The organism is Streptomyces sp. V4I8, assembly GCF_041261225.1.
Classification (GTDB): Bacteria; Actinomycetota; Actinomycetes; order Streptomycetales; family Streptomycetaceae; genus Streptomyces.
Genome location: NZ_JBGCCN010000001.1, coordinates 6,155,592 through 6,169,334, shown reverse-complemented (window position 1 = coordinate 6,169,334; position 13,743 = coordinate 6,155,592). Strand labels below are relative to the sequence as shown.

Here is a 13,743-nt window from a genome sequence, read left to right as displayed (position 1 = left end):
CAGAAGCCGGCTCAAGATCCCGCTATGGACACGTCAAAGTAGGGGGATCCTGGGAAGGAAGGGTGAATTCCAAATGCCTGAACGTTGAACTGACTCACGCCTCTTGAGGCAACTCCAGCCCCACCGATTCGAACCGCCACCGATGCACCGCCCGAGTCACCAACTCCCCGTCCGGCTCCGGCAGTTCCGGCACCTCGGCGTCGAACTCCGCGTCCCACCAGGTGATGACGAGCACCCGGTCCTGCGGCGCCCGGAAGGTCTCCCGGCGCAGGGGCCGTACGGCCAACTCCTGCGCCCGGGCCCAGGCCAGCAGTTCCTCCCCCCGCCCCGGAACCGCCCGCGCCTCCCACATCGACGCGACCGTCACGAGTACAGGTTCTCCTTGCTGACCTCGTGCACGTGGTCGTGGTCGTGGTCGTGCCCCGGCACATGGGGGTCCGTCACCGGCAGCGAGGAGTCCGCCGACAGGTCCCAGCTCGACGCCGGCCGGTTGCGCGCGACCATCTCCGCGCCCAGCGCCGCCACCATCGCCCCGTTGTCCGTGCACAGCTTCGGCCGGGGCACCCGCAGCCGGATCCCCGCCGCCTCGCACCGCTCCTGGGCCAGCGCGCGCAGCCGGGAGTTGGCCGCCACGCCGCCGCCGATCATCAGGTGGTCGACGCCCTCGTCCTTGCAGGCACGGACGGCCTTACGGGTCAGCACGTCCACGACCGCCTCCTGGAAGGAGGCGGACACGTCCCGCACCGGCACCTCCTCGCCCGCCGCCCGCTTGGCCTCGATCCAGCGGGCCACCGCCGTCTTCAGGCCGGAGAAGGAGAAGTCGTACGCCGGGTCTCGCGGGCCGGTCAGACCGCGCGGGAACGCGATCGCCTCCGGGTCGCCCTCGCGCGCGTACCGGTCGATGACCGGACCGCCCGGGAAGCCCAGGTTCAGCACCCGGGCGATCTTGTCGAAGGCCTCGCCGGCCGCGTCGTCGATGGTCGCGCCCATCGGGCGGACGTCGGAGGTGATGTCGGACGACAGCAGCAGAGAGCTGTGCCCGCCGGACACCAGCAGCGCCATCGTCGGCTCCGGCAGCGCCCCGTGCTCCAGCTGGTCCACGCAGATGTGGGAGGCCAGGTGGTTGACCCCGTAGAGGGGCTTGCCCAGTGCGTAGGCGTACGCCTTCGCCGCCGATACGCCGACCAGCAGCGCGCCCGCCAGACCCGGACCGGCGGTCACCGCGATGCCGTCCAGGTCGCGGGCGCTCACCCCGGCCTCCTTCAGCGCGCGGTCGATCGTCGGGACCATCGCCTCCAGGTGGGCCCGGGAGGCGACCTCCGGCACGACACCGCCGAAGCGGGCGTGTTCGTCGACGCTGGAGGCGATGGCGTCGGCGAGCAGGGTGGTGCCGCGGACGATACCGACACCGGTCTCGTCGCAGGAGGTCTCGATGCCGAGTACGAGCGGCTCGTCGCGTGCGTCAGTCATTGATCTCGGTTCCTTGTACGGAAGGTGAACCCGCGGCGGAGCCGCTGTTGGATTTCGTGTCCAGTCGCATCACCAGGGCATCCACGTTCCCCGGCTGGTAGTAGCCGCGCCGGAAGCCGATGGCCTCGAAGCCGAAGCGCTCGTAGAGCTTCTGCGCGCGGACGTTGTCCACGCGGCACTCCAGCATCACTTCGGCGCACTCGAAGGCGGTGGCGGCCCGCAGCAGTTCGGTGAGGAGACGGCCGCCGAGGCCGGTCCCCCACTGGTCGCGGGCGACCGCGATGGTCTGGACGTCGGCCAGATCGCCGGAGGACGCGAGGCCGGCGTATCCGACGAGCCGTTCGCCGTCCTCGGCGACGACGTAGTGCCGGGTCGCCCCGGGCCCCCGGGAGTGGGCCAGCTCGGACCAGAACATCCCCCGGGACCAGGCGTCCTCGGGGAACAGGTTCTTCTCGAGGCCCAGCACGGCGTCGATGTCCCACCAGCGCATCTCGCGCAGCGCAGGAGTCCCGGGCGGCCCGGTCTCCGGTCCGGTCGGCTGTCCTGTCACTTGGGGGTGACCACCTTGTAGTTCTTGGGGACCTGGGCGTCGGGCCGGCGCAGGTACAGCGGTCTGGGCGCGGGCAGTTCCTCGCCCGCCGCGAGCCGCTCGGCGGCCAGCGCCGCGAGAGCCGCCGCCGACACGTGCTCGGGCTCGTGGGCGCTGGGGAAGGTGTCGGGGTACAGCAGCGCGCCCGCGCCGACCGCGGGCAGACCTGCGACCTGGTCGGCGATGTCGGCGGGCCGGTCGACGGCCGGGTCGGTCAGCCGCGTACGCGAGTCGGCGTAGCGCGCCCAGTAGACCTCCTTGCGCCGGGCGTCGGTCGCCACGACGAAGGGGCCCTTCTCGATGTCGGCGGCGTACGCGAGGCCGTCCAGCGTGCACACACCGTGCACGGGGACGCCGACGGCGAGCCCGAAGGTGTCGGCGGTCATCAGACCGACGCGCAGCCCGGTGTACGGGCCGGGGCCGATGCCCACGACGATGCCGGTGACGGCGTCGAGCTTCACACCGGCCTCGGTGAGGACGCGGTCGACGGCCGGCAGCAGCAGCTCGCCGTGCCGGCGCGCGTCCACCTGGCTCGACGAGGCGATGACGTCCGTACCGTCGTGCAGCGCGACGGTGACGGCGGGGGTGGCGGTATCCAGAGCGAGCAAGAGCACGCAAACAGCCTACGGCGCCCGCGCCCCCAGAAGCGCCGCCCCGGTCGGCCGCTTGACGGCTGCTACGGTCGGCTCGATCACGACGTACGACACGAACGCTGAGGTGGCGACGGTGGCAAGCAGCAGCTCCGGAATCGTGGCGGGGCTCACCGTGGCGGCCCTCGCGAGTGTCGGCTTCCTCGCCTACCAGGCCTCGGCGAACGTCCCGGCCGACCTGCGCAAGCCGCACGCCGCCCGCTCACCCGAGGTGAGTACCTCCAAGGCGCCCCGCGACAAGAAGGCCCCCGGCGCACTGCCCGCCCAGTCCGGTGCGGGGCAACGGGTCGTGTACTCGGTGGACGACGACCGGGTGTGGCTGGTCGACCCCGGCGAGAAGGTCAAGCGCACGTTCCGCGTCACCCCCGGAACGGTCGACCCGCCGCTGGGCTCCTACACCGTCACGTCCCGCTCCAACGCGGTCACCGGCACCGACGGCCTCCCCGTCGAACACGTCGTACGCTTCGCCACCATCGAGGACACCACCATCGGCTTCAGCGCCCCCGCCGACGGCTCCGCCCCCCAGCCCTTCAACCCGACGGTGAAGACGGGCGGCATCCGCGAATCCCGGGAGGACGGCAACGCCATGTGGGACTTCGCGACGATCGGCCGCACGGTAGTGGTGATCCACTGAAGCAACGCCCCCGGAAGGGGCACGGGGCCGTGTCGATCTACGGCTCCGCCGCGCGGGCGCGACCAGCCACACCGAACCCGCGGACACCGACGGCCTCGCGGCACCCCCGGCGGAGCTAAGCCGCTTTGGGATGCCCTTGATCGGCCGCAGGCCGAGTCGCCTCCAGCTCAGGCACCCGCGGCGGCGTGGAAATCACGCGCGCCGCCGCCCCCGCCGCCAACAGATCCCGCATCGACACCCCGGCGACCGCCTGGGGCCGCTGCTGGACCTTGTTCTCCGAAGCCGACATGGACGCCTCCTGGGGGCCGGGGGCGGACGTAGTTAGGTACACCTAACTACGAACTGGATACCATGTGACCACGCACAAGACCGCGAACGCAATATCTTGCCGACGTGTTGTCGGAATGTTCATGCGACTCAGGCGGAGAGCACGCTCAGGTCCACCGGCGCCCAGCGCTCCCCCAGCCCGGTCACCGTCACATGCCGCACCTCGTCGGTGGTGTCGCCCACCGCACGGTGGATCACGAGCTGCAGCCGTTCCTCGGTGAGCTCCTCGACCTTGCCCTCGCCCCACTCCACGACGATCACCGACTCGGGCAGCGAGACGTCGAGGTCGAGGTCCTCCATCTCGTCGAGCCCGCCGGACAGCCGGTAGGCATCGACGTGGACGAGCGGCGGCCCGTCGCCGAGGGAGGGGTGCACACGGGCGATCACGAAGGTCGGCGACGTGACCGCTCCGCGGACCCCCAGCCCCTCGCCGAGCCCGCGGGTCAGCGTCGTCTTGCCCGCGCCGAGCTCCCCGCTGAGCATCACGAGGTCGCCGGCGCGCAGCAGCTTGGCGAGTCGGCGGCCCAGCTCCCGCATCTGGTCGGGAGACGTGACGGTCAGCTGAAGATCACCCGCGTTGTGCGGTGCTGCTGGTGCTTCCATAGCCACTTACGGTAGCCCCTGCGGGCACGGCACCCGCGCGGGTGAGCAGGTCGGCCAGACGGTCGGTGACGACTTCCGGGTGCTCCAGCATCACCAGGTGCCCGGCGTCCGGCACGAGCACCAGCTCGGCCTCCGGCAGCAGATCGGCGATCGCCTCGCTGTGCTCGCTGGGGGTGACGAGGTCGCCGACGCCGGCCAGGACGAGCACCGGCATGTCCGTGAAGTGGGCGAGCGCCTCGGTCTTGTCGTGGTCGGCGAAGGCCGGGTAGAACTCCGCGACCACGTCGATCGGGGTCCCCTCGATCATCCGCTCGGCGAACCGGGCGACGGCCGGGTCGACGTCCCGGGACGAGAACGAGTACCGCTTGATGATCCCGGCGAACAGGTCCGCGGTGGCCCGCCGTCCCTTCTCCACCAGCTCGGCCCGCTGCCCCAGCGCCCTGAGCACGCCCGGCAGCACCCGCCGCACCGCGTTCACTCCCGCGACGGGCAGCCCGAAGTTGACCTCGCCCAGCTTCCCGGACGACGTACCGACGAAGGCGGTGGCGACGACCCGGTCGAGGATCAGCTCCGGGTACTGGTCGGCCAGTGCCATGACGGTCATCCCGCCCATGGAGTGCCCGACCAGCACGAGCGGCCCTTCGGGCGCGGCCGCGTCGATGACGGCCTTCAGGTCGCGCCCGAGCTGCTCGATGTCCACGTGCGTGCCCTGCTCCGTCTGGGCGACGCCCCGCCCGGACCGGCCGTGGCTGCGCTGGTCCCAGTGCACGGTGCGGACGACGCCCCTGAGCGCGGCGCGCTGGAAGTGCCAGGAGTCCTGGCTGAGGCAGTAGCCGTGGCTGAAGACGACGGTGACGGGGGCGGGTGCCTTGCGCCCGAAGAGCCGGCGCCGGCGCGGGGTGAGGGCGGGAGCGGCCTCGGGGTCGATGTCGTCGACCTCGTAGTACAGCTCGGTGCCGTCGTCGGCGTACGCCTTGCCGGGCATGCCGCGCAGCGAGCCGTACGGTCCCGCCGAGTCGAGGGCGAGTCGGGCCTTCTGCCGCATGCCCCGGCCCACGGTCATCCGCTCTATGGCGACACCCGCGGCCGCGCCGGCCGCGATCACGCCTATCGCCGCACCGGCGAAGCCGGTCGCCCTGCGCCAGTTCGCGGCGGCCGCCCCCGTGGCGGAGGCGACGGCCGCGACGGCCTCCGCGCTGCTCTCGCTCACGTACCGCTCCTCTGGTTACCGGTCTCGTTCCTCATTCACATGAACGCATGCCCATGAAAGCTTTCCTAGGACCACCATCACGTGAACGCATCACATGGTCATCACATAGCCGCGTCGCATGGCCGCGTCGCATGGCCGCATCACCGGGACGCGTTTCTATAGACGCGTGGAACGCGCGTTCCGATCCGGGTGACGATTTCGTACGCGATGGTCCCCGCGGCCTGCGCCCAGTCCTCGGCGGTGGGCTCACCCCGGTCACCGGGCCCGAACAGCACCGCTTCCGCCCCCGTCCCGGGCTCGTCGCCGCCCAGGTCGACGACGAACTGGTCCATCGCGATCCGCCCCGCGACCGTCCGCCACTTGCCGCCGACCAGGACGGGCCCGGCGCCGGAGGCGTGCCGCGGGATGCCGTCCGCGTAGCCGAGGGGGACGAGGCCGAGGGTGGTGTCGCCCGGGGTGACGTAGTGATGGCCGTAGCTGACGCCGTGGCCGCCCGGGACGTGTTTCACCAGGGCGAGGGAGGCCGAGAGGGTCATCACGGGCCGCAGCCCGAAGTCGGCGGAGCTGCCCAGCTCGGGGCTGGGCGAGATGCCGTAGGTCGCGATCCCGGTGCGCACGAGGTCGAAGTGGCTGTCCGGGACGGTGAGCGTGGCGGGCGAGTTGGCGATGTGCCGCACCTCGGGCCGCACGCCCCTCGCTTCGGCGTACGTGACCATCTCGCGGAAGAGGGAGAGCTGGGCGGCGATGGACGGGTGCCCGGGCTCGTCGGCGCAGGCGAAGTGCGACCAGAGCCCGGTGATCCGGACCAGCCCGTCGGCCTCGGCCCGCAGGGCCTCGCGGACCAGTTCGGCCCAGTCCTCACCCGGCTGGCAGCCGTTGCGCCCGAGCCCGGTGTCGGCCTTGAGCTGCACGCGCGCGGGGGCGCCCGCCTGCCGGGCGGCCTCGGTGACCTCCCGCAGGGCCCACATCCCGCTCAGGGAGACGTCCAGGTCGGCCTCGATGGCCTCCCGCCAGGGCCCGCCCGGCGTCCACAGCCAGCACATGATGCGTACGCCGTGCAGCCCGGCGGCCCGCAGCACGAGGGCCTCCTCGGGCGTGGCCGTACCCAGCCAGCCGGCGCCCCCTTCGATCGCCGCGCGGGCACACGGCACCGCCCCGTGGCCGTACGCGTCCGACTTCACGACGGCCATCAGGGCCGCGCCCGGCGCGTGGGCGCGCAGGGTCCGTACGTTGGCCCGCAGGGCGGCCAGATCGATCTCGGCGCGGGCTCGCAGGGGCGCGGTCCGCAGGGCTGCTGTTTCTGTCATGGCGCCCCCAGTGTCTCAGAGGGCACCGACAACGCCGCCGAGCCGGGACCCCCGTGCCCCGCACGGGACTTTCGACACAGCCCCTGGGCCTTACGGCTCCGAGCGGTGCCCCCACACGTACACCCGGTCGTTGTTCCTCAGCACGCCCCACAGCTTCCGGGCGTCGTCCAGGCGCATGTTGACGCAGCCCCTGGAGCCGACGGGGGTGAAGAGGCCGGCGTAGACGCCGTGGAAGGCCTGGCCGCCGCTGAAGAACTGGGAGTACGGCATGGGGCTGTCGTAGAGCGACGACACGTGGTTCTTGTGCCGCCAGTAGACGCGGTGCCAACCGGTGCGCGTCCCGTATCCCTTCCGGCCGCTGCGGATGTGCACGGGCCCGTACACGACCTTCTTCCCCTGCTGCACCCAGGCCAGCTGCCGGTCGAGATCGACACAGGCGATCCGGTACGCCCGCACCGGGCACTTCCCGGCGGCGTTGGGGTTCTTCCCGGCGGCGACGAGCTGCATGGTGGCCCACGTCACAGGTCCGGCGAACCCGATGGCGGGTTTGATCTTGTGCTTGGTCTGGAAGGCGCGGATGGCCCGGCAGTCGGCGGCCGACTGCTTCCCGTCCGCCTCCCTCTTCAGCCACTGTTCGACCTGCCGCTGGTGGGGGCCCGTCTGCTCGCTGCACTTCGGTTCGTCGAGGACGTCCCAGGGGTCGACGTACTCCACGAGCTCGTTCGCGTCGTCCTCCGCGTCCGGCGGCTCGACGGCGTCCTCCTCGGCGCTGGGTTCGTACACCTCCGGCGGCAGCGCCTGGTCGGGTGTGTCGGTGGCCCAGAGCGGGAGCGTGTTCAGGGGGACGCCGGGGACGAGTTCGGCCTGCGGTCCGGAAGCCGGGGGTTCGGGGTCGGCCGAGGCACTGCCCACGGGCAGCACGGCGGCGCCGGCGAGCAGCAAGGCGATGCTCCGGCTTGCGATACGTCCGCTGATCATGCGGACAGAGAAGCGTGAGGACCTTCCCCGCGGGAGGCGCCGCGCGGCGGGGGTCACTCTTTTGAGGAGCGCTGCGGAGCGTTTTCGAGCGGGCCATAAGGTGCTCGGCATGAGCATCATCGGGGTCGGTATCGACGTGGCCGAGATCGACAGGTTCGAGGCGGCGCTGGAACGCACACCGGGGCTGGCCGAACGGCTCTTCCTGGAGAGCGAGTTGCTGCTGCCCAGCGGCGAACGCCGGGGCAGCGCCTCACTCGCCGCCCGTTTCGCCGCGAAGGAGGCCCTGGCGAAGGCGCTGGGCGCCCCGGCGGGCCTCCTCTGGACGGACGCCGAGGTCTTCGTCGAGGACAGCGGCCGGCCACGACTGCGGGTGGTGGGGACGGTGGCGGCCCGGGCGGCCGAACTGGGCGTGCGGTCCTGGCATGTGTCGCTGAGCCATGACGCCGGGGTGGCGTCGGCGGTGGTGGTGGCGGAGGGCTGATCCACGGGCCGGCCCACCCGAGGCTCCGCCACCGCACGTCCGGCCGACTCTCAGCAGATGGACTGACTGCTGTTCACCCGGGTGATGTTCCGGAAGGTCGTGTTCTCACCGCAGGGGCTCTCCCTGATGGCCGAGTTGGTCACGGTCAGGTTCTGGACGGTGATGTCCCGGTTGTTCGGGAACTCGGACCGCGCCGCCAGTCGCAGCTCGCCGCCGCCCGTGATGGTGCCGCTCTGGGCGGCGAGGCTGACGTTGTAGCAGTTCTCGATCAGGACCGAGTTGTTCCCGGTGTTGGACAGGGAGATGCGGTCGATGACGGCCCCACCGCTCTCGGACACGCAGAACACCCCGCGTCCGCCCCCGCGCGCGATGACCTCGCCCACCCGGATGTTGGTCGGATAGGAACTCCCCACGCGCCCGTTCCGGTTGGCCATGCGGAAGGCGGCGTACCCGGTGCCGGTGCCCGCGTTCTCGGCGTCGACCTTGGTGACGGTGGCGTTGATGGTCTGGTTGAGCAGCAGCCCCGACTCACCGACGTTGCGCGCGGTCACCGTCCCGATGGTGAGGCCGTCGACGCCGTACGTCTCCACGGCGTGGCTGGAGGCCCCGGAGACGTAGACGTTGTCGATCCGGACGTTCCGCGTCCACTGGCTGGTGTCCCCGCGGTTGTCGATCCGCACGCCCAGACCGGCGGACAGCCTCATGTCGATCTGCCCGAGGACGACGTTCTGCACGTTGCGCAGGAAGATCCCGTACAACGGGCTGCCCGTGAGGTTCAGATGCTGCACCTCGACGTCCCGGGTGCCGCGCGAGTAGACGGGTGCCTGGTCGCCGGAACCGCTGCCGGTGACGTTGATGGTGCCGCAGACGTCGAGCGCGGTGTAGCTCGGCAGGGAGATGCGCGACCCGGCGGACATGGCGCCCGAACCCCGCACCACCACCCGCTCCTTGGCGGTGCGCCCGGAGGTCAGGCTGTTCACGGCCGCCTGGACGGCGGCCCGCATGTCACCACCCGTGTAGACGGTGCTGCCGCCGCGCCGCGCGGTCCAGGTGCTGCCGTTGAGCACGGCCTCGGCCTGGTAGGAGCCTTCACCGCAAGCGGCGGCCGCGGCCTGCGGCACGGGGACGGTCAGGGTGCCGACGGCGGTGAGGAGAGCGGTGGCACCGACGGCGGCGAGGAGGGAGGCTCTGCGTGACATGGGGGGTCCTCTCGTCGAACCGATCTCACCGAACGGGATCTCGTCGAATCCCGTTCGACTGAATCGATTCACCATGTGGGGGCGGGTGAGTTTGGCAAAGGCATGGCAAAGCGTCAATGGATGCGACGTGTTCGGGTCGGTGCGGGAGACTCGAACGCATGCGGACTGCGTACAGCGTGGAGACGGTAAGGGCGGCCGAACGGGAGCTGATGGCACGGCTTCCGGACGGGACGCTGATGCAGCGGGCGGCGGGCGGACTCGCCGCCGCCTGCGCGGATCTGCTGGGCCGGGTGTACGGCAGCCGGGTCGCCCTGCTGATCGGCAGCGGCGACAACGGCGGCGACGCCCTCTACGCCGGGGCCCGACTGGCCAGGCGCGGGGCGGGAGTCACGGCGATCCTGCTGACGCCCGAGCGGGCCCACCCCGGAGGCCTCGCGGCACTGCGGCGGGCGGGCGGCCGGGCGGTGGGGACCGCGGAGGCCGAGGACCTGATCGAGCGGGCGGATCTGGTCGTCGACGGCATCGTCGGGATCGGCGGCAAGGGCGGGCTACGACCGGAGGCGGCACCGCTGGCCGACGCGGTGGCCCGGTCGAGGGCGGCCGTGGTCGCCGTCGACCTGCCGAGCGGCGTGGACGTCGAGACGGGCGAGGTACGCGGCACGGCACTGCGGGCCGACCTCACGGTCACCTTCGGCACCCACAAGCCGGGCCTGCTGATCGATCCGGCGCGGGAGTACGCCGGTGTGGTGCGGCTGGTGGACATCGGTCTGGCGCTGCCGAACGACGCGGTGGAGCTGGAGGCGCTGCAACACGACGACGTGGCGGCGCTGTTGCCGCTCCCGGCCGCGGAGACGGACAAGTACCGGCGCGGTGTCGTGGGCATCGCGGCGGGATCCGCGCGATACCCGGGCGCGGCCGTACTCGCCGTCGCGGGGGCGCTGCGGGGCGGGGCGGGCGCCGTACGGTACGTCGGTCCGGCCGGGGACGCGGTGATCGCCCGGTTCCCCGAGACGCTGGTGTCGGAACGGGGACCGAAGAAGGCCGGGCGCGTACAGGCATGGGTCGTCGGCCCGGGCGCCGGGGACGACGCGGCGACGGTGGCGGAGGTGCTGGCGACGGACGTACCGGTGCTGCTCGACGCGGACGGGCTGCGGCTGGCGGACGCGGAGGCGGTACGGGGCCGTGCGGCACCGACCCTGATGACCCCGCACGCCGGGGAGGCGGCGGCGCTGCTCGGTGTCTCCCGGGAGGAGGTCGAAGGGGCTCGGCTGGCTTCGGTACGGGAGTTGGCGGGGCGGTATGCGGCGACGGTGCTGTTGAAGGGGTCGACGACGCTGGTGGCGGAAGCCGGCGGTACGGGGGCCGTACGCGTCAACCCGACCGGAACCGGCTGGCTGGCCACGGCAGGCAGCGGTGACGTGCTGTCCGGATTGGCGGGATCGCTGCTGGCGGCGGGGCTCACGGCGGTGGACGCTGCGAGCGTGGCGGCGTATCTCCATGGTCTCTCGGCGAGATTCGCGGCGGACGGGGCGCCGGTGGGGGCGCATGACGTGGCCGAAGGGATTCCGGGGGCTTGGCGGGATGTACGGGGCTGAGGAGAGGGAGATACGGCGGCGTTCTGTTCCACGGGGCCGGTGTCCCGTCGGGGGCGTCGCATGAGGGCGATCGTGGTCGGAGCCGGCATCGGAGGACTGGCCGCGACCCTGAGCCTGCGCCGCGCCGGCGTCGATGTGACCCTGGTCGAACAGACGGCGCGCTTCACGGAGGTGGGCGCCGGAATCCAGCTCGCCCCGAACGCCACGCGGGAGCTGCGCCGGCTGGACGTGCTGGACGCGGTCGCCGCACAGGCCGCCCGCCCCGCCCACGTCAGCTTCCACACCTGGTCGGACGGCTCGGAGATCTGCCGCTACGCGCTGGGCCGCGAGGCGGAGGAGGAGTTCGGGGCGCCGTATCTGGTGGTGCACCGGGCGGACCTGCACGGCGCATTGGCCGCCGCGGTGCCACGGGAGTCGGTACGCCTGAACACGACGGTCGTCGCCATCGGCCAGGACGACGACTACGCCCAGGTGATGACGGCGACGGGCGAACGCCTGACCGCGGACCTGGTGGTGGCCGCGGACGGGATCCGCTCCTCGGCCCGCCAGTGGCTCTTCGGCGAGGATGAGGCGGTTTTCTCGGGAACGGCCGCGTACCGGGCCCTGCTGCCGTCGGACGAGGTGAAGGACTTGGGCCTGCCGCCGCTCGCCGTCTGGCTCGGCCCGGACCGCCACTTCGTCCACTACTGGGTGCGGCGGGGCGAACTGCTCAACGTCGTGGCCGTGTTCAGCACGGAGGAGCTGGCCCAGGAGTCGTGGACCGCCCGGGCGGAACCCGGAGAGCAGCTACGCGAGTTCGCCGGCTGGGACGCCCGCGTGCTGAGCGTCCTCGAACGCGCGGGCCACGTCTTCCGCTACGGCATCCACACCCGCACCCCCCTCGCCCGCTGGAACGTCGGCCGGGTGACCCTCCTCGGCGACAGCGCCCACGCGATGGTCCCGTTCCAGGCGCAGGGTGCGGCCCAGGCGATCCTGGACGCGGCGGTGCTGGGCGACGTACTGGTGGGCGTGATGCCGGCCGAGGTGCCGGGTGCCCTGGAGCGCTACGTGCGGCGACGGCTGGCGGGGGCGACGGGCATGCAGGCCGCTTCGGCCCGGGCGGGCAGGGACTTCCACTTGCCGGACGGGGCGGAGGCCCAGGCGCGGAACGCGCGTATGGCGGGGTACGCGGCCGAGCACAGGTTCATGCCGCAGGCGACGGCGTGGAGGGCGGACGCATTGGATCGGCACTCGGAAGGCCCTGGTCCTCGCTGAACAGGTCCTCGGCTGTGGCAGCTGTCAGAGAGCGGTCGAACCAGAGGGCGAGCGTATCGAGGTCGGTGGACGAGGTGATGCGCTCCCGCTCGCCCTCGGGAACAGGGATGCCGCGCTTCTCCAGGATGCGCAAGATCCGCGAGACGCGGGCTTCGGCCAGGCCTTCGGCGTACCCGGAGGCCCACTCCTCGACGTATCCCGGCGGCCACTTCTCGATCTTTCCCCGCAGATACGCGATGTCCCAGGGAGACAGGTTCTCCCGCTTGAGGATCTCCTTGTACCTTCCGTGGAGTTCAGCCCTGGCCTTCTCGGGCGGAAGCCCCAAGGCCATGCCTGCCATGAGCGAAGTGGAAATACCTGCGATTTCCTCTCGCAGCTCCGGGTTCATGCGGTGCAGGGCAGTCAACGCTCACGCCTGTTCAGGACTGGTCCCCGGAACCTCCGGGTCCTCGGCGAACAGATCCTCGGCCCGCTCGACCGTACGGGAGCGCTCCAGCCAGGCGTCCATGCGATCGAGGTCGGTGCAGGTGGTGATGCGCTCACGCACGCTGTCCGGTACGGGGATGCCGCGCACCTCCAGCACGGACAGGATCCCCTTGGCCTCGCCTTGGGCCACACCTTTGGCCACGCCTTTGACCTCGCCGTCGGCCATGCCTTTCAGGTACGCCGTCTCACGGACTGTCCCCCGGCCGGGGAAGTAGCTGACGAACGTCGACATGATTTCCATCCATTTCTCTCCGGCCGGAGTCTTACCCAGGGTGACTTCCAGGAAGTCGAAGACGTACTCGGCGCTGTCAGGATCGGTCTGCTGGATCTCCAGAAGGGCGCTGCTGATGGCTTCCAGTATGGCGCCGCACTCGGGACTTCGGGCGTGTGCCAAGGCAGAGAACGCGGCCAGTGCGAGGTTCTTCGCCGCGGTCCGGGCATCGGTGATCACCGGCATGTTGTCCGGCCCGGCGACCAGTGGGTACGTCCGCAGAGCCGTCCAGCCGCGCGTGCTGCAATCGAAGGGACCGGACGCCCACTTGGCTGTAGCTCTGTCCTGGCAGACCACGAGAAGCAACACGGGCAGTCCGAACTTCGCCTGAAGGTAGGCGATGTAATACGCCCAACTCCACTCCTTGCCCGCCACCTTGCCCGACTGGGACTCGATGGCAAGCAGAAAGTCCTCGCCGTCGGACGGCCCGACGCGCAGCACGGTGTCGACCCGACGTTCCAGCGGCCGCGTCTCCGTCACGTCCGTGGTGACGGCGTCCACGGTCGCCTTCGCGGATCACGGGACGCCCAGCACCCCGAAGACGGGCGCCAGGATTTCGGGCCGCTCCTGAAAGATGCGGTGCATGCCCTCGTGAGCTGATGTGACCATGTGCGCAACCTTGATGGCGTGATGGACGGAAGATCCGGATGACCGGGATACGTTCACTCTTTCGAGCGGCGAGAAAACGT

General features: G+C 71.4%; 15 protein-coding genes. 4 read left to right on the top strand and 11 right to left on the bottom strand.

Translation table 11 applies throughout. The features are described 5' to 3' along the window. Positions 1–94: 94 nt before the first annotated feature. Genes ABIE67_RS28215 through tsaB form a run of 4 tightly spaced genes read right to left on the bottom strand, consistent with a single transcriptional unit; the run spans position 95 to position 2,673 of the window. A complete protein-coding gene (locus ABIE67_RS28215) occupies positions 95–367 on the bottom strand; it encodes a hypothetical protein (RefSeq protein WP_370263196.1) in 273 nt (90 codons plus the stop codon). Further along, positions 364–1,470 (bottom strand): tRNA (adenosine(37)-N6)-threonylcarbamoyltransferase complex transferase subunit TsaD, encoded by a 1,107-nt coding sequence (gene tsaD, locus ABIE67_RS28210; RefSeq protein ID WP_370263192.1) that lies wholly within the window; start codon positions 1,468–1,470, stop codon positions 364–366. The genes ABIE67_RS28215 and tsaD overlap by 4 nt, the downstream gene beginning before the upstream one ends. Then, on the bottom strand, positions 1,463–1,960 hold the full coding sequence (gene rimI / locus ABIE67_RS28205) for a ribosomal protein S18-alanine N-acetyltransferase (RefSeq protein WP_370269018.1): 498 nt from the start codon (positions 1,958–1,960) through the stop codon (positions 1,463–1,465). Before rimI ends, tsaD begins: the two co-directional genes overlap by 8 nt. A 56-nt stretch (positions 1,961–2,016) precedes the next feature. Further along, positions 2,017–2,673 carry a tRNA (adenosine(37)-N6)-threonylcarbamoyltransferase complex dimerization subunit type 1 TsaB gene (tsaB, locus tag ABIE67_RS28200; RefSeq protein WP_370263188.1) on the bottom strand — a complete coding sequence of 219 codons (657 nt, stop codon included), beginning with the start codon at positions 2,671–2,673 and terminating at the stop codon, positions 2,017–2,019. A 112-nt stretch (positions 2,674–2,785) separates the two neighbouring features. Here tsaB and ABIE67_RS28195 point away from each other — a divergent pair, with 112 nt between their 5' ends. Continuing rightward, positions 2,786–3,343 (top strand): hypothetical protein, encoded by a 558-nt coding sequence (locus ABIE67_RS28195; RefSeq protein WP_370269016.1) that lies wholly within the window; start codon positions 2,786–2,788, stop codon positions 3,341–3,343. 417 nt (positions 3,344–3,760) lie between these two features. On the opposite strand, the gene tsaE is transcribed toward ABIE67_RS28195, so the two are convergent. From tsaE to ABIE67_RS28175, 4 genes are all read right to left on the bottom strand, one after another. Then, the gene (tsaE, locus tag ABIE67_RS28190; protein ID WP_370263184.1) at positions 3,761–4,273 is read right to left on the bottom strand and encodes a tRNA (adenosine(37)-N6)-threonylcarbamoyltransferase complex ATPase subunit type 1 TsaE; all 513 of its coding nucleotides are present in this window, start codon (positions 4,271–4,273) and stop codon (positions 3,761–3,763) included. Further along, positions 4,239–5,483, bottom strand: a complete 1,245-nt coding sequence (locus tag ABIE67_RS28185; protein WP_370263179.1) for an alpha/beta fold hydrolase — start codon at positions 5,481–5,483, stop codon at positions 4,239–4,241. The genes tsaE and ABIE67_RS28185 overlap by 35 nt, the downstream gene beginning before the upstream one ends. A gap of 140 nt (positions 5,484–5,623) precedes the next feature. Continuing rightward, positions 5,624–6,790: an alanine racemase gene (gene alr / locus ABIE67_RS28180; protein WP_370263174.1), complete on the bottom strand. Its 1,167-nt coding sequence runs from the start codon at positions 6,788–6,790 to the stop codon at positions 5,624–5,626. Between the two features lie 90 nt (positions 6,791–6,880). Continuing rightward, positions 6,881–7,768 carry a L,D-transpeptidase family protein gene (locus ABIE67_RS28175; RefSeq protein ID WP_370263170.1) on the bottom strand — a complete coding sequence of 296 codons (888 nt, stop codon included), beginning with the start codon at positions 7,766–7,768 and terminating at the stop codon, positions 6,881–6,883. A 109-nt stretch (positions 7,769–7,877) separates the two neighbouring features. On the opposite strand from ABIE67_RS28175, the gene ABIE67_RS28170 reads away from it, so the two are divergent. Beyond that, entirely contained in the window at positions 7,878–8,249 is a 372-nt protein-coding gene (locus tag ABIE67_RS28170; RefSeq protein ID WP_370263165.1) for a holo-ACP synthase, read from the top strand. A gap of 50 nt (positions 8,250–8,299) precedes the next feature. On the opposite strand, the gene ABIE67_RS28165 is transcribed toward ABIE67_RS28170, so the two are convergent. Continuing rightward, on the bottom strand, positions 8,300–9,448 hold the full coding sequence (locus ABIE67_RS28165; protein WP_370263161.1) for a hypothetical protein: 1,149 nt from the start codon (positions 9,446–9,448) through the stop codon (positions 8,300–8,302). Between the two features lie 158 nt (positions 9,449–9,606). Between ABIE67_RS28165 and ABIE67_RS28160 the strand changes: the two genes are divergently transcribed. Both ABIE67_RS28160 and ABIE67_RS28155 read left to right on the top strand, forming a co-directional pair. After that, complete coding sequence (locus ABIE67_RS28160) at positions 9,607–11,043, top strand: NAD(P)H-hydrate dehydratase (RefSeq protein WP_370263157.1); 1,437 nt, start codon at positions 9,607–9,609, stop codon at positions 11,041–11,043. A gap of 60 nt (positions 11,044–11,103) precedes the next feature. Continuing rightward, entirely contained in the window at positions 11,104–12,297 is a 1,194-nt protein-coding gene (locus ABIE67_RS28155) for an FAD-dependent monooxygenase (RefSeq protein ID WP_370263152.1), read from the top strand. On the opposite strand, the gene ABIE67_RS28150 is transcribed toward ABIE67_RS28155, so the two are convergent. Then, positions 12,227–12,685 carry a hypothetical protein gene (locus tag ABIE67_RS28150; protein ID WP_370263148.1) on the bottom strand — a complete coding sequence of 153 codons (459 nt, stop codon included), beginning with the start codon at positions 12,683–12,685 and terminating at the stop codon, positions 12,227–12,229. The genes ABIE67_RS28155 and ABIE67_RS28150 overlap by 71 nt on opposite strands. Before the next feature lie 21 nt (positions 12,686–12,706). Beyond that, a complete protein-coding gene (locus ABIE67_RS28145) occupies positions 12,707–13,555 on the bottom strand; it encodes a hypothetical protein (protein ID WP_370263144.1) in 849 nt (282 codons plus the stop codon). Positions 13,556–13,743: the final 188 nt, after the last annotated feature.